Genomic DNA, 21408 nt, shown 5'->3' with positions numbered 1-21408 from the left:
ATGCAATTCAACAAAATTGTCCTCACTTTTTCTTTATACATTCTGTGTGGTATGGTATCCGGACAAGAGAAGACATCGTATGTCAACCCCATGATTGGTACTGTAAAGATGGGACATACGTTCCCGGGAGCCTGCGTTCCTCATGGCATTGTACAGTTAAGCCCGGACACGGATACTATACCTCATAGTATAAACGGTGTATATCAGAAAGACACATATAAATATTGTGCCGGATATCAGCACGACGACAAAACCATTGTAGGGTTTAGTCATACACACCTTAGTGGGACAGGACATTCCGACTTAGGAGATATTTTAATCGTACCCGTAACAGGACCATTCAAGTTTAATCCCGGCACAGCCGACAAACCCGATTCAGGCTATCGCTCACGCTATTCGCATGATACAGAAAAGGCACGTCCCGGATATTATGAAGTTGTACTCGACGACTATAAAGTAAAAGCACAGCTAACAGCAACAGAACGTGTTGGCGTACATAAATACACATACCCCGAGGGAGAGGTCCAGAAAATATTATTGGATCTTACACACGGAATCTATAATTATGACGGAAAAGTTCTTTGGGCAAGCCTGAGAGTTGAGAACGACACCCTCATAACAGGCTATCGCATCACGAATGGTTGGGCTAGAGAAAACTACACCTACTTTGCGATCTCTTTATCTAAGCCAATAAAAAAATATGGGTATGTAGATAAAGAAAAACCTAAATACTCAGGATTCTGGAGGAAGTTTGACTTACAGAATAATTTTCCTGAAATAGCCGGACGAAAGATTGTTACTCATCTCGAATTCGACAATAATGCTTCGGCTCCTCTTGTTATAAAGGTAGCTTTGTCCGCAGTAAGTACGCAAGGAGCAATAAAAAATCTTGAGGCTGAAACGAAAGGAAAATCTTTCGACCAGATAGCCGCAGAAGCAACAGCAAAATGGAACAAAGAATTGAACGTAGTAGATATAACAGGAGACATTGATAAGAAAACAATGTTCTATACATCATTGTATCACACGATGATCAATCCTTCAGTATATATGGACGTGGATGGGCAGTATAGAGGTATAGACCATAACATACATCAGGTTAAAGGCTTTACTAATTATACTATCTTTTCTGTATGGGATACCTTTAGGGCCCTCCACCCATTATTCAATCTCATCAATAGAGAGCGAAGCTCCGACATTGTAAAATCGATGATCGCTCACTACGAACAAAGCGTTCACAAAGCATTACCTGTTTGGTCTCATATGGGCAACGAAAACTGGTGCATGATCGGCTATCACTCTGTATCTGTTTTAGCTGATGCTTTGGATAAGGGTTTGAACATAGACAAAGACAAAGCGCTAGAAGCGATGATAAGCAGTTCTAACCTCGATTACTATGATGGTACAGGATATTACAAAAAGCTAGGCTATGTCCCTGTTGACAAAAATGGAAGTGGCTCGTCCATCACCCTTGAATATTCATATGACGATTGGACAATATACAACACCGCTAAAAAGATAGGTAACCAATCTGTAGCAGATGCTTATCAGAAAAGGGCTTTGAATTACAGAAACGTATTCGATCATCAAATAGGTTTTGTACGTGCTCGTTTAAGCAACGGTGAGTGGAAAACACCATACAACCTGCTAAGCACGCATGGAGAAGGTTTTATAGAAGGTAATTCATGGAACTATTCATTCTTTGTTCCGCATGATGTAAAAGGGCTTATCAAAGAAATGGGTGGCGACAAACAGTTTGTACAACACCTCGACTCACTTTTCACCATGCACTTACCTGATGAGTTTTTCGCAGAAACAGAAGATGTTACCCGCGAAGGCGTTATGGGTAATTATGTACATGGAAATGAACCAAGCCACCACATAGCATATTTATATGCTTGGACTTCACAGCCTTGGAAAACACAGTACTGGGTACGGGAAATTATGAATCGTATGTATCGCAATAGCATCGATGGTCTTTGTGGCAATGATGACTGCGGACAGATGTCAGCTTGGTATATATTCTCAGCGATGGGATTCTATCCTGTTTGTCCGGGTACAAATCAATATATTCTGGGAGCTCCTTATTTTCCTTACATGAAAGTAAACTTAGGAAAAGGACGATACCTGGAAATAAAAGCAGATAAAGTAAGCGATAAAATGCGCTATGTAAAATCGGTAAAGCTAAACGGCAAACCGTATACAAAAGCTTATATCAATTATGATGACATCAAAAATGGAGTAGAGCTTACATTCGAAATGTCATCAACTCCAAACAAAAAAAGGCTCTTCAATGAAGACGAAAAGCCATATTCTCTTTCTAAATAACTTGTTACGCTAAGATAAGAGTCATCTATTTATTCCGTTTGCTAGGTCTGGAGTTTGGAACAATACATATCCAAACTCCATAGCAAACAAACTCTCAACTTTATTACGAAGATTATGAATAAACTGTTTCGGGCCGCTGCCATTCTTATTATACATCTCACAGTCTTATCATGTAGTCAGAAGACACCAACAGAAGACATGGCTGTAAATATGACTTTAAATACCTATGTCAATCCTTTTGTTGGAACATCCGGATTTGGTAACGTATACCCGGGAGCTCAGATTCCCTTTGGAGGGATACAAATAAGTCCCGACACCGATTGTGACTATTACGATGCTGCAGCGGGCTATAAATATAACCATATGACAATAATGGGATTCAGCCTTACACATCTTAGTGGTACAGGAATCCCTGATCTGGGAGACTTCTTATTTATCCCCGGTACAGGCACAAAGAAATACACTGCGGGCACACACGAGAATCCCGACGAAGGATACCGATCACGATACAGCCATGATAAGGAATGGGCATCACCCAATTATTATGCTGTAGACCTGTTGGACTATGATGTGAAAGCAGAAATGACTTCCGGTATCCGATCCGGAATATTCAAATTCACATTTCCCAAAACAGATAGTGCTTTTGTGATGATAGATATGGATCATGTACAATGGTTTAAAACAGCATGGTCACAATTTAGAATAGAAAACGATTCAACCATCTGCGGATTTAAGCTGGTTAACGGATGGGGACCCGAACGCTATGTTTATTTTGTAGCACAGTTCTCCAAACCATTCAAACACTCAGGAATCATGCAAGACGGCAAGCCCGTAATCTATGATACAAAACGCTTCCGTAGCGATAAAGTAGCCTATGGTACTAAAATTATGGGATGGCTTGACTTTGATGCTGCGCAAGGAGCTGAGGTAGAAGTAAAAGTTGCGATCTCTTCCACCGGCACATCAGGTGCTTATGCAAATCTGAAAGAATTCGACAATCTGAACTTTGACAGCCTCAGAAAGAAAGGGGAAATACTTTGGGCTAAAGAACTAAATAAGTACAAAGTAAAAGGAACTAAAGAGCAACTGGAAACATTCTATACCTCTGTATATCATGCCTCGCTACATCCTTTCATATATGAAGATATAGATGGTAAATACAGGGCGCACGATTCGAATATTCGTAATACCGATAGCAAGTTTACCAACTATACCGTGTTCTCATTATGGGATACATACCGAGCTCAACACCCTCTTTTGAACCTGACGAACCCTGACAGAAATGCAAACATGATCAACTCCATGCTGGCTCATTACGACCAGAGTGTAGAGCACATGTTGCCTATCTGGTCTTTCTACGGAAATGAGACGTGGTGTATGATAGGCTATCATGGGGTTTCGGTTATTGCCGATGCTATAGTAAAAGACATCAAGGGCTTTGACTACGAGCGTGCCTATGAAGCAATGAAAACGACAGCGATGAACCCACATTATGATTGTTTACCGGAATACACTGCTATGGGTTGGGTACCTTTCGACAAAGAGCGCGAGTCTGTTTCGAAGACATTGGAATATGCCTACGACGATTATTGCGTAGCTATGGCTGCCAAAAAATTAGGAAAGGAAGAAGACTATAAATATTTCCTCAATCGTTCTCTATCTTACCAAAACCTGATAGACCCGGAAAGCAAGTTTATGAGAGGACGCGACTCTCATGGCAACTGGCGAACACCATTCGATGCGATAGCCTATACAGGCCCGGGATCTGTTCATGGATGGGGAGATATTACCGAAGGGTTTACCTATCAATATACATGGTATGTACCACAGGATGTACAAGGATATATAAACGAGATGGGTAGTGATGTTTTTGAACAACGTCTCGACTCTATGTTCACAATGGAACTGCCTGATGATATCCCGGGAGCGCATGACATTCAAGGGCGAATTGGTGCATACTGGCATGGCAATGAACCTTGTCACCAGATAATATATCTCTACAACTATATCAAACAACCGTGGAAAGCACAGGAAAAGATACGCTATGTACTCGATACATTCTATGGCAATAAGCCTGATGCCCTAAGCGGGAATGATGATTGCGGACAAATGTCAGCCTGGTATATCTTCAACTGCATGGGATTCTATCCTACATGTCCGTCAAGCAATATCTATGCGATAGGTTCTCCGGGACTGGAGGCTGTAGAACTTACATTGGCTAATGGAAAGAAGATATCTATGACCACCGAAAATTACAGTAAGCAAAACGTCTATATACAGGCTATGTTCCTCAATGGAAAAGAATATAACAAGACATATATTACTTACGATGATATAAAGAACGGAGCCGATATCAAGTTTGTATTGGGTAGCAACCCGAACAAATCATGGGGAACTTCGGATGAATCTGTAGCACCATCGTTATCTAAGCCGAAGGAGACACTTCGCTATATAAAGAATTAGACTTGTAATGGAGTCTTAGTTTTCACTACATTACTAAAGCCTGTCGATTATCTTATCGGCAGGTTTTTTTATATTACTTCCTTGCAAAGTTTTTCAATGTAAATATCCCCTCTTTCTTATACCTGATATCTTCAACCAAATAGAAAACTTTCGAATCAAAATCAGATATTATACCTATAACTTCATTCAATGATTTACGTCCTATGACGATCTCCACAATATGAACCTGAGATATAGCTCCTTCTCCTTTTACAAAGGTGGCTCCGATATCCTTGCTGTTCAGCACTTTTATAAGTTCCAAAGCTTCTTTCTTGGTGTATACACGTAGCAGCTGATATCCAAAGGCAATCCTGTTCTCAACCAAGATACCGACATAGTTACCAGCGGCATAACCAGCGGCATAAGCAACATAAGCGACCAGACTATTGGCTTGGGAGAATATCTGAGAAATAATAACAACCCAGATAAAGACTTCAAAAAAGCCCACAATCGGTGCTTTATATTTTTCACCTTTCGATACAAAGATGATACGTAATGTACCCAGCGTTACATCACATATACGGCCAAAGAAAATCATCACAGGCAACAACCAAGGATAAGTCTCAAAAATGGTAAACATAATAATCCTTTTTTATTTTTTGAATAAATATAAAGATACAAAATAAGCCCCCTCGCATCAGAAACAATACGAGAAGAAACTAATCTATATTAGATATCTTTACCCTTAAATAAGAATAATTAGAGAGCGTCAAGACAAGTAGTAGCCTTGTGCATTCATCTCACTGATCAAAAGATAGCGGTAGTTTTCTTCATCCAGCAGATAGTCCCAACAACCCAGATGATGAAAAAGCTCTCCACCAAATCCGGTCTTGAACTGATAGAGTCCATACATGGGATGCGAATGATCTGGTCCCGGTGAAACGCCAAACATATCGTACTCGGTACAACCATATTCCTTCGCTATTTTTATAGCTTCCCACTGGAGTGCGTAAGTCGGCATATAGTTTCTCTTGCGAGAAGATGAAGCTCCATATAGGTATGTCCCTCTATGCCCCGACATAACAAGGAATATAGCAGCCAAAGGTTCACCTTCGTGTTCTGCCAATAGGAGTTCAACCCGAGCCGGAGATGCAGTGTCATCTGCTTTTGCAGTCAACACAGAGGAGAAATACTCTATATCATTTATATATAGACCGTTTCGTAAAGCTGTCTCTTTATACAGATCATACCAGATAGATATCTTATCCAAACCTACACGCTTGACACGGATACCTTTTTTCTCAGCAAGACGTATATTGTAACGTGTCTTGGGTTTCATTTGCATCAGAATCTCATCTTCCGACAGACTCAGATCAAGATATATAGTAGTAGAGGGTAAGATATCTGAATTGCTCTTTCTCAGATTCCACTCTACAGTACCATAGTTTAGCTGAAACTCCTGATATTTTTTTTCGGGGGGCCCAATCCATACTCCTTGGTCATCATAGTTGCTCTCGTCACACCAGTGGGATTGCCAGTTGAGATCGTAGCGGATAGCGATACAACTCTTAGGCAGATGAGAACGTATTATTTCAGACAACTCCTCCAAAAACCGCCCTTGAAATTCTTCAGACGGCTCTATCTCGGGACCATAAGGCACATAAGCCATGCTATATTCCGAGTTTAAAGGTTTTTGTAGCACCAGTACATCAGCATTGGTATATGAGTGTCCCCCTACATTTGTGTATATATCTCTGTTCTTTACCTTAAAGTCGAAAGCTTTGGTTCCCAATCCCTGATGACTCTTCACCTCAGACCAAAAGGCTGTTTGTTGTACAATCGGTGTATCGTTTATGTCTCTTATTTCTTTTTCAAATACTTCAATTACCATGATTTTCTCAAAATAGCTGCAAAGATAGGCATAATAAAAATGTAAAACCAACCAAGATACAAAAGGTGACAATTCCACGAAAACACATCACACTACATTACAACCACTTAACCCCTAAAAGGTGACAAAAGTGACACTTTTAGCAGCTCTTTTGACCTGTCACTTTCCCTGATCCTCTTTCAGACCTAAAAGCCTTTATATAAGATAATTTGGAAAAACTTAAATACAAAAGAGACTGCCTGAGAGATGATAACTCTACTCAGGCAGTCTCTTATTTTATCCTGCTAAAAAGCCTATTTCAGTTCTTTAATCCTTATATTTCTAAACTTAACCGGCGAACCATGCCCCAAGAAGCCTATATGCCCCTTCGGATTGAACAATCCCGGATGCTGATGCCCGTCTGCTGTTCCGTTCTTGGTTGCTTCTTTGATATCTCCATCGAGAATAACCTCTCCGTTAAGCGTTACCTTTATATGATTACCATTTGCGATTATCTCCTCTTCGTTCCATTCGCCCATCGGTTTGAACTTAGCGCGTTTTGCTCCTATTATGCCATACACCGAGCCATGTACTTGCAATGGTGTGATATCTTTATAAACAGGATTATCATGATCTAAGATCTGGATTTCCATGCCATCATACGCAGCATCCACACCCATCGGTGTACGGATACCTACCCCGTTGTTAGCCGCAGGAGTAAGCTGAAACTCGAAACGATATATAAAGTTTGCAAACTCATCTTTTGTATAAAGATTTCCGCCATGACCACCTTTCGGGTCGAGGGCTATACAGCCGTCCTGCAATTGGTAATCGGTTGTATTACCTGTCCATTGGTGCATATTTGTACCATCAAACAAAATTTTGAATCCGTCCTTTTTCTCGTCTGCCGATAGCTCAAAAGGTTTAGACCTCTCCAATTCTTTGACATATATATTACGATAATATACTTTGCTGCCATGAGCTTGCAATTCTATCTGCTCGATAGGCGAAATCGGCTGGCTACGATCCCAGTAGTTTTCAAGAATCACATTATCTACGACCAATACTCCATTCAATTTTACAGTAACACGGTCTCCTACCATTTTAATATAAAACGTGTTCCATTCTCCCAATTTATTATCGGCGAGAGTCAATGGGTCTTTTGGATTTTTCTCATTATTATATAATCCGCCCGATCCTACTTGTGCTCCTACATTTACACGTGATACATCCCATATCTGCACTTGAGGAACTCCCCGCAAATAAATTCCGGCATCTGCCTCAGGCCCCGCAGGGTCGAGATTCCAATCAACATACATTTCAAAGTCGCCATACTGTTTCACAGTGCAAAGGTTATCTCCTCCTTTTCCGTCGAAGACAAGGATTCCATTTTCAGCTTTCCAATGTTCAGCTGCCACCTTATCGGCTGCTTGTTGCTTTTTAGCCAGCACAGCCGGTTTCATTTTCGCACGGACTATCGGATTTTCAACAATGCCTTTCCATCCATCTAAGTCTTTTCCGTTGAAAATAGAAACAAAGCCTTCTTCTTTCGGCATTTCATTCAGATGTTTACGGATAGCCTGTTTCTGGTAATCAGCGTCAGCATTGCTCAATACATCTATTACCTTGTTCAACAGTTCCTCTACCACCTTACCTGTATAATTTTTATTGCCTAAAGCTATTTTAGCCACTGCATCTGCTGCAGCCTGTTGCAAAGGCTTACTATCCAAATATTGTCCGGCACATAGCAAAGCCAGATAAGAACCTGTATTACCCAACTGAGACAAAATACTATTCTTTTGGTCATCAGTGCGTGCTATTTCCAAAGCATCGGTAAGAAGCAAACGCCTGTTTTCTCCTGTAAGCTTAGGATTAGCGACTAATTGGATATATCGGTTAATTGCCCTGTCGAAATACAGGATATCCGCTCTATTTTTGCAAATAGCAAGTAACTCAGCCGCAGCATCGATATCTTTCCAATCTGATAATGCCTGAAAAGCGGCATCCTTTGCCACTCCACTTTCTTTGTTGAAACGATCTACAATAAAGCTCAATGCTTTTTCATCGCCCGTCTTTGATAGCACAGGATAATATAAATACTGTTTATCGTTACCCACCTGCCCCATACGAGCCATGATAACATCATATTGCTTTTCATTTGAATATGATTGGAGAGCACTTGCAATCGCCTGCTGAACATAAGGAACATTTTCTGAAGAAGCAGACTCAAGAAGAGCATACAACTGGTTTAAGTTTTCTGCCGAAACCACATCTTTGAGAGCTGTATATGCAGCAGTCTGCACATCCGGCGATGTAGAATTGATTTGTTCAAGCACTGTAGCTATATTAGCCGAAGATTTGCGCTCAGCCAACAACTGTAATCCGGCTACTTTTCCGGCTGCGTTTGCTCCTGCTATTACAGGAACAACGGCAGAAGCAATATCTCCATTTGTAGCCGATAATGCGTCTTTGGCTATTGCTACCGTTTTAGGATCGGCATCGTTCAATAAATAAGCAAGAGCTGCTATCGCCTTCGGATCTGCGGTCTTAGCCAGTATATTTGCTGCCGATTTTTTCATATCAGCGCTACCTGCCGTCAAAAAACCAATTGCAGGTTCAATGATCAAAGGCTTTATTTCGTTTCGTTTATTCTGCGATTCAGATTCCTCCCCGAGCCAGTTGAGAATATCCAACTGTGCATCAGGTTTTGTCTTTTTCAATGATTTAATCAGCTCCGCATACATTTTGCTATCTGTATAGTTAGAAGCGTATGTCAACGCAGCATATCTGTAATTACGATTGCCGTCTTTGAGTGCACTCTGCAGTTGCTGCAAGGCATTTGCAGGCTTCGCCTCCATCAGTATTTGTAATGCTGCCGAACGGGTCTGTGTTTGCCCTGCTTTTTCTGCTTTTTTCATCAGATCTGAGGCTGCTTTTTCTGCCTCTTTTTTATCTCCCTGAGTGAGTACACGTTTAATGAGGACAATATAAGCTTCGTTAGCACCACTTTTACCCATTGTATAATTGTCTTTTTCGGCTGCAAGAGCTAAGTCCTGCAAAGAAGCCTTTGATCCAAGCTGGCTTAATGCATACAATACAGTTTTCCTCTTGTCAGTATCGTTAGTATCTAACAATCGTCGGAGTGAATTTTCTGCATCAGTTACTTTCAGTTTAGCTAATGCCAAAATAATATTTTCCGAAGATTTATCGTCGGCAGAAGCACTTAAAGCATTCAACAACGCTTTTTTTGACGACGGCGTGTTGATCGCCGATAAAGCTGCGGCAGCAGGACCACAGAGAGACTCATCAACAAGGTATGTAGCAAGCTTAGCAACAGCCTCATCCTTGCCTATCAGCTCAAGTTGTCGGATAATAAAAGCTTTGATCTCACGATCACTTACCATATCAAGGGCTTTGAGATAAGCTCCGGAGACCACTTGTCTTTTATCTCCCATCCCTTCGGCAGAAACATAGTGAGAAAGTCCGCTTAATGCAAATTCTACTTGCGAGTTAGCACCTTTACCTAAAGGATTCATCATCTTTACCAACAGCAAAACACCTTCTTCTCCTGTAGAGGCCAAATCTTTTATCTGGGCATAATATTGTTCAGTTTGCTGAGCCGGCATTTGCGCCAAAACATCAGCAACAATGGTTTTAGCGGTTCTGTTTGTCGGATATTGAGCAAATATCATCACTGAACAAAACAGAAATACGCCTAATAATGAGTATATTTTTTTCATGATTATATTGTTATCTTGTTTGTTTTTGATAGTACAGGTTAAATATTCCAAGGGGCACGCATTGGTTGGTCAAGCAAACGGTTAGCCGCATCATCATTCACAAACTCAAGTTTTACGGGATCAAAATGCAGCGTGCGATTTAGCCTCAACGCAACAATTCCCATATTTACTATTGTAGACGAGCGGAAGCCATTCTGCTCGTTAAGGGCAAACTGTTTGCGGGTTTTCACACTTTCGATGAAATCTGTAACCTGTTCTTCAGGCTCCGGATAGGCAGCTAGTTTCTTTTCCCAATAAGGTATATCACAAACAAAATTTTTATAAACATTACCGTTTGGCCCTGATATATACGGCGTGTTAGGATCTCCATAATCATCACCCCACAGTACGATCTGGCAACCATCATCGTAAGTATATGTGATAGAGCGCCACGTACCTATTGCATCGGGATGTTGTTGTGGCGCATCCACTTCCACTTTTACCGGGCTGGTATGATCTTTGCCAAGGAAGTATTGTACAGGATCGATATAATGCTGTCCCATATCTCCCAAACCGCCTCCGTCGTAATCCCAATACCCACGGAACGTTTGGTGTACACGATGGCTATTATAAGGCTTGTACGGTGCCGGGCCAAGCCACATATCATAATCAAGCTCGGCAGGAATAGCCTCCGGCTGAAGGTTTTCTTTTCCTACCCAGTAGAATTTCCAGTCGAAGCCTGTATGCCTGCTGATCGTAACCTTTAATGGCCAACCCAGCATACCGCTCTGCACCAACTTCTTTAGCGGGCGAACCGGAGTTCCCAATCCATAAAAATTATCAGTGAAACGAAACCATGTATTCAAACGAAACTTCGAACCATATTGCTTAACGGCCTCCATCACACGCTTTCCTTCTCCTATGGTACGGGTCATGGGTTTCTCGCACCAAATATCTTTTCCGGCCTTGGCCGCCTCCACAGACATTATACCATGCCAATGGGGAGGTGTTGCTATATGAACAATGTCAACATTTTTGTCTAGTATCAAATCGCGGAAATCGTGATATGCTGCAATATTATCAGTTACAAGGTGTTTTCCCAACTCCAGATGTTTCTTATCCACATCACATACAGCTACTAACCTTGTGCCTGCATAATTCACATGACCACGCCCCATACTGCCTGTTCCTATAATTCCCTTAGTCAGCTGATCGCTGGGAGCAATGTAGCCTCTACCCATCACATGACGAGGAATAACAGTAAGAGCTGCTGCGCTTCCTAAAATTTTAAAAAAGTCTCTCCTATTTGTTTTCATGATATAAAATAAATTGATAATATTTCGATTTTAAGAATAACCGGGCTAAATATCATTATGTCATATTCACCCGATGATAGGCATAAAAAACAGATGGAATTCTCCACATGTATTACAAAGATAACGAAGTATAGCAAAAATAATAATTAAAATCAGAATTATATAGGCAAAATTTACAACCGAAAGTTTGTGCAAAAGAATAGTACATTTTCTTCATTTGCCAATTCAATAAAACGACATGATAAAGACTAAAACAGGATACTATAATTAACGCTATGAAGCATCCTTTCTAAAATAAAAAATCCCTATAAACTTTCTGTCCATAGGGATTCAATAAATCTCCAATATCTATTACACGGAAACGTCTGCCCAAGAAGATCGGAAGCTTTTCCGATATTGAGCCGGAGTAATCTCCATAAAGCTTATAAACTGACGGCGAAGATTTTCACCTGTCTTTAGCCCGCAGTTATCGGCTATTTCGTCAAGAGATAATTGTGTTTCGATAAGATGTTGGCTGGCATTTTCCACACGCAGCTTGTTGATAAACTTCGCTGGGGTTACACGCAGTTCGCGCACAAAGACACGAGCAAAATTACGAGGGCTCATTGCCGCATATTCTGCCATTTTTTCTACTGTGATGTCTTCTCTCAGATGTTCGAGTATCCATTCACAAACTCTTCGGATAGTCGGGTTACCAATCAATTTAGAATCTAAATATGAGCTGAATTGTGTCTGATTGCCAGGGCGTTTGAGATACAAGACCAACCAGCGGGCAATATGCAAGGCAAACGACTGTCCCAGATCTTCTTCGATGAGAGCCAAAGCCAAATCCATACCGGAGGTAATCCCTGCCGCTGTATAAATATTTCCATCCTTAATAAAAATACGGGCTATCTGCACATTTACTAAAGGATACATCTGTTCCAACGCTTCATTTCTCGACCAATGGGCAGTTGCTTTTTTCCCATCCAACAATCCTGCTTCGGCAAGAATAAAAGCACCCGAACAGACCGAACATATCCGACGGGTCGTTTTTGCCTGATCTTTGATCCATTCTATCATCTCATCCTTCAGGTTAGCCTCAAGATGGCGAGCCAATCCTGTTACAATAAGCGTGTCAATCGGATAATCTATTTCGGTATAGCATCCTTCACTTAATATTGATAAACCCGAAGATGTATCTATCTGCCTTCCCTTACCCATAGATACGACATGCGCCTGATACGTGAAATCAATATCCTTATCTACCATATCAAACTGTTCGATTGCTTTGGTAAATACCTCCAATGGGCCCACCATAGTCAGCAGTGTGGAGTTAGGAGGAACCAGAAACACAATATGCCTTATTTTTAACTGTTTACTCATCTGTTTTTTATTTTAGAATCTAAAAATAAGTATTATTTAGTAAAATCAATCCGACTTGGCAGGATTTGTATATTTTTTGTCATTTCAGACAAAGATATTATAATGTATCTTTGTAGTACTAAAAAGAACAAGATATTTTATCATTTAAAAACCAATTCATTATGAAAGCAATTAAAGTAGGTATTAATGGTTTTGGACGTATCGGACGTTTGGTGTTTAGAGCTGCTCAAAGCAGAAGTGATATACAAATAGTTGGTATCAACGATTTGATGGATGTTGAATATATAGCCTATATGCTTAAATATGATAGCATCCACGGACAATTTGATGGATCTATTGAGACTAAAGACGGCAAACTTGTTGTCAATGGAAATACAATCCGCATCTCAGCAGAAAAAGATCCTGCTAATCTGAAATGGAATGAGATTGAAGCTGAATATATAGTAGAATCTACAGGGTTATTTCTTACGAAGGAGAAAGCTCAAGCACATATTGCAGCAGGTGCAAAATATGTAATTATGTCGGGCCCATCTAAGGATGATACTCCAATGTTTGTTCCGGGAGTAAATGACGACAAGTATGTGAAAGGCACTCAGTTCATATCCAATGCATCATGTACCACTAACTGTCTGGCATTGGTAGCCAAAGTACTGAACGACAAGTTCGGCATAGAAGAAGCGTTGATGAGTACTATACACTCAACCACTGCCACTCAAAAAACAGTAGACGGACCATCGTTGAAAGACTGGAGAGGAGGGCGTGCTGCTTCGGGTAATATCATCCCTTCAACTACAGGAGCCGCAAAAGCAGTAGGTAAAGTGATTCCCGAACTCAACGGAAAACTAACCGGTATGTCTTTCCGCGTGCCAACTCTTGATGTTTCTGTTATCGACCTGACTGCACGTTTGTCTAAACCGACATCTTACGAAGAAATTTGCAAAGCAATGAAAGAGGCCTCGGAAGGATCATTAAAGGGTTATTTGGCATATACCGCCGACGAAGTTGTATCGTCTGACATGATAGGTAATCCGAACACTGCTATTTTTGACGAAAAAGCGGGGATTATGCTTAACCCTACATTTGTAAAAGTAGTAGCATGGTACGATAACGAATGGGGATTCTCTTGTAAAGTATTGGATTCTATCGCTGCAATGAAAAAAGTAAACGGATAAGAGTTAATACAGCTGACAGATAATATGAGGCTATTCTATATAGAATAGCCTCTTTTTCGTTTATCATTTTAGGTTGATTTTATAAAGCTCGTAAGAATATTCTCAAAAAATACAATTTTGGATATTTATTCTTTTATTTGAAAAGAGTAAAAAAATATTAAAAAGAAAGAATTAAACACATTTAATCCATACCCCTACAATCCTAAAACTAAGTACAGATACCATTTTTTTCTTATAAAAACATCTCATATTGATTATCTATAAGAGTAATAGTTAAAATCGATAAAACTTATCTTGTTCTCATTTGTTTATAGGGTGATGTGTAATATACACATTACAAAACGAACTTTTTTGACAACTAACAATCAATAGATAGACTATGGAATTTGATATCGCAATTATCGGTGGAGGTCCGGCAGGGTATAATGCAGCCGAAATAGCTGCATCGAACGGATTAAAAACTGTCCTTTTTGAAAAGAAATACATCGGAGGTGTATGTCTCAACGAAGGATGTATCCCCACAAAAACACTTTTATATTCAGCCAAAACACTGGATAGCATAAAAAATGCAAGCAAATACGGAATTACATTAGACAACGCCCCTTCTTTCGATGTATCAAAAATAATTGACAGAAAGGATAAAGTCGTAAAAAAATTAACGGCGGGAGTCAGCTTTAAATTATCATCATACGGTGTTACTGTAGTTAAAGATACAGCAACCATCACCGGGGAGAAGGATAATAAGATCAACATTTCGAGTGGTAAGGAATCCTATTCAGTAAAATATTTGCTATTATGCACAGGCTCCGAAACTGTTATACCTCCGATAAAGGGGTTGTCTGAAGTAAATTACTGGACATCGAAAGAAGCCTTAGAGTTTGGAGACTTACCAAAATCACTTGCAATCATTGGAGGCGGTGTCATTGGTATCGAATTTGCATCTTTCTTTAATAGCATGGGTGTAGAAGTTAATGTTATAGAAATGATGCCTGAAATACTCGGAGTAATGGATAAAGAAACATCAGCCATGCTTCGCAGCGATTATGCAAAGAGAGGAATTAAATTTCATCTGAATACCAAAGTTACAGAAGTTACCAAGAAAGGTGTAGTTGTAGAGAAAAATGGAAAGACTCAATCAATTGAATCTGAAAAGATACTGGTAAGTGTGGGACGTAGAGCTATTACCACAGGATTCGGACTGGAGACTTTAAACGTGGAGCTTCTCAAAAACGGTGTGAAGGTTAATGAGTATATGCAAACCAGCCATCCTCGTGTATATGCCGCAGGAGATATTACCGGCTTTTCGTTGCTTGCCCATACAGCCATCAGAGAAGGAGAAGTAGCTATCAGTCATATTCTTGGCGAGGATGACAAAATGAGTTATAAGGCTATCCCAAGTGTAGTATATACAAATCCCGAGATAGCGGGAGTAGGAAAAACAGAGGAAGAGCTGACAGCAAAGGGTGAACCTTTCCGTGTACTCAAACTGCCGATGGCCTATTCCGGGCGATTCATTGCAGAAAATGAGACCGGAAGCGGACTCTGTAAAATAATAGTAGACGATAGCGATCGCATTATAGGATGCCATATGTTGGGCAATCCGGCATCTGAATTAATACTGTTGGCCGGAATTGCGATAGAAAACGGTAACACTGTGGAAGAATTCCGTAAACATGTATATCCGCATCCAACTGTTGGCGAAATTATACACGAGACTTTATTCTCTTAACAAAATGCTTTGTATTAACAATACACATACCGACGCATGGTTCAACATGGCCAGCGAAGAATATCTTCTGAAAAATTTCTCAGAAGAATTTTTCATGTTATACCAGAATGAACCGTCAGTGGTTATAGGCAAGTACCAAAATGTATTGGCCGAGGTTAATCTCGACTTTATACAAAGGAATAATATCAAAGTAGCACGACGCTCATCGGGTGGTGGAACTGTATTTCATGATCTGGGAAATCTGAACCTAACCTTTATAGAAAACAATAAAGGCATAGGCTTTCACCGGTTCACAGAAAGAATAGTTTTGCTTTTATCCACTCTGGGCATCCATGCTGAGGTAGACACACGCTTGGCAATAAACATTGATGGACTCAAAATATCGGGCAGTGCGCAATGTGTACACAAAGACAGGGTTATGTTTCATGCTACACTGCTTTTTTCATCCGACCTCAACAGGCTCACTACTACGCTTGAAAGTGATCCGAAACAACTGGAAAATAAAGTCGATAAGCGGATTTATGTCAAGTCGGTAAAAAGTCCTGTTACGAACATTCTGAACCATATAGATAAGCCATTAAATATAAATCGTTTCAAAGATTATATCATGGCTTATTTCATGAATGAGAAAAAGGGAAATTCTATTTATCAATTCACGAGTGAAGATGTTTTAAATATAAAGAAACTGGTGAATGAGAAATATGGAACAGATGAATGGAATTATGACGGGAAGAAACCCAAGGTCTCGGAACAAGCATTTCAATCTATAATTTAAAAGAAATTACTATAAAATATAATACAATATAAACCATGGCAAAATTTGAAATTAAAATGCCCAAGTTGGGCGAAAGTATAACCGAAGGGACTATCATTTCGTGGTCGATCAAAGTTGGGGATACAATCAATGAAGATGACATTTTGTTTGAAGTAAATACAGCAAAAGTCAGTGCGGAAATTCCATCTCCTGTATCAGGAAAAATTCTTGAGATATTATTCAAAGAAGGAGATACTGTTTCAGTAGGTACTGTTGTAGCTATCGTTGAACTGGAAGGTGAAGAAGGCGAAGAAGAAGTAAGTACTGAAAGTGCAAAACAAGAAGAACCGACACCGGCTTCTGCACCTGCACCTGCTAAGGCTGAAGAAAAAGCAACTCCGGCCGCACCTGCTAAAGTATCGGAAGAAAAAGTAAGTAAAGGCACAGCAGACAGATGGTATTCTCCTGTTGTTCTACAGAAAGCAAAAGACGCAGGAATCAGTCAAAGTGAGCTTGATTCTGTACCCGGAACAGGTTACGAAGGACGCCTCAGCAAACGTGATATTGAGCTATACATAGACAATAAGAAAAAAGGTGTATCAACAAAACCGGCACCGGCTGCAAAAACTTCTACACCGGCAGCTCCGGCACCATCACAAGAAAGCGCACCAAAGGTAGCCCCTGTACAAGTTACAGAAGGAGATCAGGTGATTCCGATGGATGCCATACGTCGTATTATAGCCGACCGAATGGTTGCTTCTAAAAAGATATCTCCGCATGTTACCAATGTAATAGAAGTAGATGTAACCAAGCTTGTTCATTGGCGTGAACAAAACAAGGATACTTTCAAGAAACGCGAAGGTGTAAGCCTCACATATATGTCGCCGATAGTTGAAGCAACAGCAAAAGCATTGAAGGATTTCCCTCGCATCAACTCTTCTGTGGACGGGTATAACATTATAGAGAAAAAACGTATCAACATTGGTGTTGCTGTTTCTCTGAATGATGGAAACCTGATTGTTCCTGTAATAAAAGATGCGGATAAGTTAAGTTTAAGCGGTTTGGCTGTATCAGTGAATAATATGGCAAACAAGGCTCGTGCCAATAAATTGTCGCCGGATGAAATTCAAGGAGGAACATTCACTATTACGAACTTTGGTTCATTCAAGAGCTTGTTTGGTACTCCGATTATCAACCAACCGGAAGTAGCAATACTTGGTGTAGGCATCATTGAGAAGAAACCTGTAGTAGTAGAGACTCCCGAAGGAGATGTTATCGCTATCAGACACAAGATGTACCTTTCATTATCGTATGACCACCGTGTGGTAGACGGTATGCTGGGAGGAAACTTCTTGTACCGTATAGCTGAATATTTGGAAAACTGGAATGCCTAACCTAACTCAAAACAGAAAAACAGATATGAAAAAATATGATATAAAAACAACAGATAAAGAAACTTTAAAAAACTGGTATCACCTGATGACATTAGGACGGGCTATCGACGAAAAAGCCCCGGCCTATTTGCTACAATCTCTCGGATGGTCGTACCATGCTCCTTATGCAGGACACGATGGGATCCAGCTTGCAGTGGGGCAGGCATTTACTAAAGGCGAAGATTTCATGTTCCCTTATTATCGTGATATGCTAACCGTTCTTTCTGCAGGTCTTACTGCAGAAGAACTGATACTGAACGGTATATCGAAAGCAACTGATCCGGCTAGTGGCGGACGTCACATGTCGAACCACTTTGCCAAACCTGAATGGCACATAGAAAACGTATCTTCTGCCACAGGTAATCACGATTTACATGCTGTAGGAGTAGCCCGTGCCATAAAATATTATGAGAAAAAAGGTGTCGCTATCACGTCACACGGAGAATCCGCCATGTCGGAAGGCTATGTATTTGAAGCAATAAACGGAGCATCGAAAGAAGAACTGCCTGTAATATTTGTCATACAGGATAACGGTTACGGGATATCGGTTCCTAAAAAAGATCAGACAGCAAACAGAAAGGCTGTAGATAACTATTCAGGTATAAAAAACCTGAGAATAATGTATTGCAACGGTAAGGATGTTTTCGACTCTATGAATGCAATGGCCGAAGCTCGCGAATATGCTATTGCAAATCAGAAGCCGGTATTGATGCACGCCAATTGCGTACGCATCGGCTCACACTCCAACTCGGATAAGCATACTCTGTATCGTGATGAAAACGAATTGAAATATGTAAAAGAAGCCGATCCTTTACATAAATTCCGTCGGATGCTATTGCGTTACAAACGCTTTACAGAAGAAGAATTGCAAGCCATAGAAGCCGAAGTAAAAAAAGAAGTGAGTGCTGCTAACAAAAAAGCTTTAGCTGCACCCGATCCTGACCCTAAATCTATTTTCGATTTCGTTATACCGGAACCATATAAACCTGAAAAGTATGTGGATGGAACGCATAATGAAGAGGGCGAAAAGAAAAATCTGGTAACGGCTATTAACGAAACACTCAAAGCTGAGTTTAGACACAATCCCGACACTTTCTTGTGGGGGCAAGATGTGGCAAACAAAGACAAAGGTGGAGTGTTCAACGTTTCGAAAGGCATGCAACAAGAGTTTGGAGAAAAACGTATTTTCAACGCTCCTATTGCAGAAGACTTTATCGTGGGAACAGCAAACGGTATGAGCCGTTTCGACCCGAAGATACGAGTTGTTATAGAAGGTGCTGAGTTTGCCGATTATTTTTGGCCGGCAATGGAACAATTTGTAGAATGTACGCACGATTACTGGCGCAGCAACGGTCAGTTTTCACCGAATATCACTTTACGACTAGCATCGGGTGGATATATCGGAGGCGGAATATACCACTCTCAGAATATTGAAGCGGCATTGGCAACATTGCCGGGATGCAGAATCGTTTATCCTTCTTTTGCAGACGATGCAGCAGGTCTGTTGCGTACAAGTTTACGTTCGGAAGGATTAACCGTATTTCTAGAGCCAAAAGCTTTATATAACTCTGTAGATGCAGCAACAGTTGTACCTGAAGATTTTGAAGTACCTTTTGGCAAAGCTCGTGTTCGCCGTCCCGGAAAGGATCTAAGCCTTTTCACGTATGGAAACACAACACTACTCAGCCTCTCTGTGGCAGAACGTTTGGCTAAAGAGGATTGGGATGTCGAAGTAATCGATTTGCGATCTTTAGTTCCATTGGATAAAGAGACTATCTTCGAATCGGTAAAGAAAACAAGTAAAGCACTTATTGTACATGAAGACAAAGTATTTGCAGGTCTTGGTGGAGAAATTGCCGCGATAATTGGTTCAGAAATGTTCCAATATCTGGATGCACCGGTACAACGCGTAGGTTCTACCTTCACCCCTGTAGGCTTCAATCCGATACTAGAAAAAGCTGTACTTCCGAATGTGGATAAAATCTATGAAGCTGCTAAGAAATTACTTGAATTTTAACAATAACAAAAAACACTATATATGCAATGAAGAAAATAGGATTGTTTTACGGAACAACTACAACCAAGACAGCCTCTATTGCTAAAAAGATCAAAGAGGCTTTTGGTAGTGAAAATGTTGACCTTGTTTCAGTTGAAGATGCATGGAAAAAGGATTTTGAAAGTTATGACAATATTATTGTAGGAGTAGCAACATGGTTTGATGGAGAGCTTCCAAATCATTGGGATGAAGTAAGACCCGAACTGGAGGCTTTGAATCTGAAAGGTAAGAAAGTTGCCATTTTTGGACTTGGAGATCAGGTGAGGTATCCGGAAAACTTTGTTGACGGAATAGGTATTTTGGCTGAGACATTCGAGTCTGTTGGAGCTAAAATAGTTGGCTTTACATCTATCGATGGTTATAATTTTGAAATGTCACGTGCCATTCGAGATCACAAATTCGTTGGATTGGCCATAGATAAAGAAAACCAGTCGAAACTAACAAACGATCGGATAAAAAGCTGGGTAGAACAACTGAAAAAAGAATTTGATTAAACAGCGAATTCGTTTATTATAAGAAAGGAACTTAATCGAGGATTTCCCTAAACGATTAAGTTCCTTTTTAATTATAATCACAAGACTACTTCTTTGATAAACTGTCACAAGAAAAATAAAATGAGTTTAATTTAATTTGTTATTTTTCGGCAATAATCTTAGCAGTACTTGAACTGTATCTTCATAGGATAATTGTTCACCTTTGTAATCTTGGTAAACATCAATATTGATTTCTTTATTTATTATTTGGGATAGAATATTGGCTAAATTTACACTATCTTCTTGCCCTATGAAAAGGCCATATTTCTCTTTATCTATTATATCCTCAGCGGCTCCTACACGTGTAGATATGATGTAATTTTTGAATCGCTTCGCTTCATTTAATGCCAATCCATAACTTTCCCATCGTGAAGTTAGTACAAAAACCTTCGATTTATTATACCATCCCCATAATTCTTCTTTATCTTTAATCTCTCCAACAAAATATATTTGTTCTCTTTTTTCCGGATTTTTTTTTTGTAAAGCTCATTTATAGCATATTCAAGACTTCTATCAACTGTTCCTATAAAACAAAATTTCCAATCTTTTAATTCTATTTCTTTTTGTATATAATAAATGAAAAGTATACCGGAATGGATTTGAAAAGTATACCACTTAGGAAGGATTTTCAAAGAACGTAAAATGCTTATAAGTTAGCTTCTCTTGCTAACATTTTTTCAGTTTCTTTAAC

At 40.0% G+C, this 21408-nt stretch carries 14 protein-coding genes; 8 read left to right on the top strand and 6 right to left on the bottom strand.

Annotation, left to right across the window (positions count from 1 at the left end; translation table 11 throughout):
• Entirely contained in the window at positions 1-2328 is a 2328-nt protein-coding gene (locus tag QOX35_RS06120; protein WP_283686198.1) for a GH92 family glycosyl hydrolase, read from the top strand.
• Between the two features lie 114 nt (positions 2329-2442).
• On the top strand, positions 2443-4791 hold the full coding sequence (locus QOX35_RS06115; RefSeq protein WP_283686197.1) for a GH92 family glycosyl hydrolase: 2349 nt from the start codon (positions 2443-2445) through the stop codon (positions 4789-4791).
• 73 nt (positions 4792-4864) lie between these two features.
• Here QOX35_RS06115 and QOX35_RS06110 read toward each other — a convergent pair whose 3' ends face one another.
• The 5 genes from QOX35_RS06110 to QOX35_RS06090 form a co-directional block, all read right to left on the bottom strand.
• On the bottom strand, positions 4865-5410 hold the full coding sequence (locus QOX35_RS06110) for a DUF2179 domain-containing protein (protein WP_135103712.1): 546 nt from the start codon (positions 5408-5410) through the stop codon (positions 4865-4867).
• A gap of 129 nt (positions 5411-5539) precedes the next feature.
• Positions 5540-6661 carry a lipid II:glycine glycyltransferase FemX gene (locus QOX35_RS06105; RefSeq protein WP_283686196.1) on the bottom strand — a complete coding sequence of 374 codons (1122 nt, stop codon included), beginning with the start codon at positions 6659-6661 and terminating at the stop codon, positions 5540-5542.
• A 293-nt stretch (positions 6662-6954) separates the two neighbouring features.
• Positions 6955-10380: a DUF1080 domain-containing protein gene (locus tag QOX35_RS06100; protein ID WP_283686195.1), complete on the bottom strand. Its 3426-nt coding sequence runs from the start codon at positions 10378-10380 to the stop codon at positions 6955-6957.
• 38 nt (positions 10381-10418) lie between these two features.
• Positions 10419-11675, bottom strand: a complete 1257-nt coding sequence (locus QOX35_RS06095; RefSeq protein WP_283686194.1) for a Gfo/Idh/MocA family oxidoreductase — start codon at positions 11673-11675, stop codon at positions 10419-10421.
• Between the two features lie 351 nt (positions 11676-12026).
• A complete protein-coding gene (locus QOX35_RS06090; RefSeq protein WP_283686193.1) occupies positions 12027-13040 on the bottom strand; it encodes a GlxA family transcriptional regulator in 1014 nt (337 codons plus the stop codon).
• Positions 13041-13201: 161 nt separating this feature from the next.
• Here QOX35_RS06090 and gap point away from each other — a divergent pair, with 161 nt between their 5' ends.
• From gap to QOX35_RS06060, 6 genes are all read left to right on the top strand, one after another.
• Complete coding sequence (gene gap / locus QOX35_RS06085; protein WP_283686192.1) at positions 13202-14212, top strand: type I glyceraldehyde-3-phosphate dehydrogenase; 1011 nt, start codon at positions 13202-13204, stop codon at positions 14210-14212.
• Between the two features lie 379 nt (positions 14213-14591).
• Positions 14592-15941, top strand: a complete 1350-nt coding sequence (lpdA, locus tag QOX35_RS06080; protein WP_283686191.1) for a dihydrolipoyl dehydrogenase — start codon at positions 14592-14594, stop codon at positions 15939-15941.
• 4 nt (positions 15942-15945) lie between these two features.
• Positions 15946-16716 (top strand): lipoate--protein ligase family protein, encoded by a 771-nt coding sequence (locus QOX35_RS06075; protein ID WP_283686190.1) that lies wholly within the window; start codon positions 15946-15948, stop codon positions 16714-16716.
• Between the two features lie 35 nt (positions 16717-16751).
• Positions 16752-18089, top strand: a complete 1338-nt coding sequence (locus QOX35_RS06070) for a dihydrolipoamide acetyltransferase family protein (protein WP_283686189.1) — start codon at positions 16752-16754, stop codon at positions 18087-18089.
• Positions 18090-18114: 25 nt separating this feature from the next.
• Positions 18115-20145, top strand: a complete 2031-nt coding sequence (locus QOX35_RS06065) for an alpha-ketoacid dehydrogenase subunit alpha/beta (RefSeq protein ID WP_283686188.1) — start codon at positions 18115-18117, stop codon at positions 20143-20145.
• A gap of 26 nt (positions 20146-20171) precedes the next feature.
• The gene (locus QOX35_RS06060) at positions 20172-20678 is read left to right on the top strand and encodes a flavodoxin (RefSeq protein ID WP_135103702.1); all 507 of its coding nucleotides are present in this window, start codon (positions 20172-20174) and stop codon (positions 20676-20678) included.
• A 126-nt stretch (positions 20679-20804) separates the two neighbouring features.
• Here QOX35_RS06060 and QOX35_RS06055 read toward each other — a convergent pair whose 3' ends face one another.
• Positions 20805-21149, bottom strand: a complete 345-nt coding sequence (locus tag QOX35_RS06055; protein WP_283686574.1) for a glycosyltransferase — start codon at positions 21147-21149, stop codon at positions 20805-20807.
• Between the last annotated feature and the right edge of the window lie 259 nt (positions 21150-21408).

Origin of the sequence: Dysgonomonas sp. Marseille-Q5470, assembly GCF_951230145.1 — a bacterium.
Lineage (GTDB): Bacteria > Bacteroidota > Bacteroidia > Bacteroidales > Dysgonomonadaceae > Dysgonomonas.
This window is presented reverse-complemented; position numbering and strand designations above follow the sequence as displayed.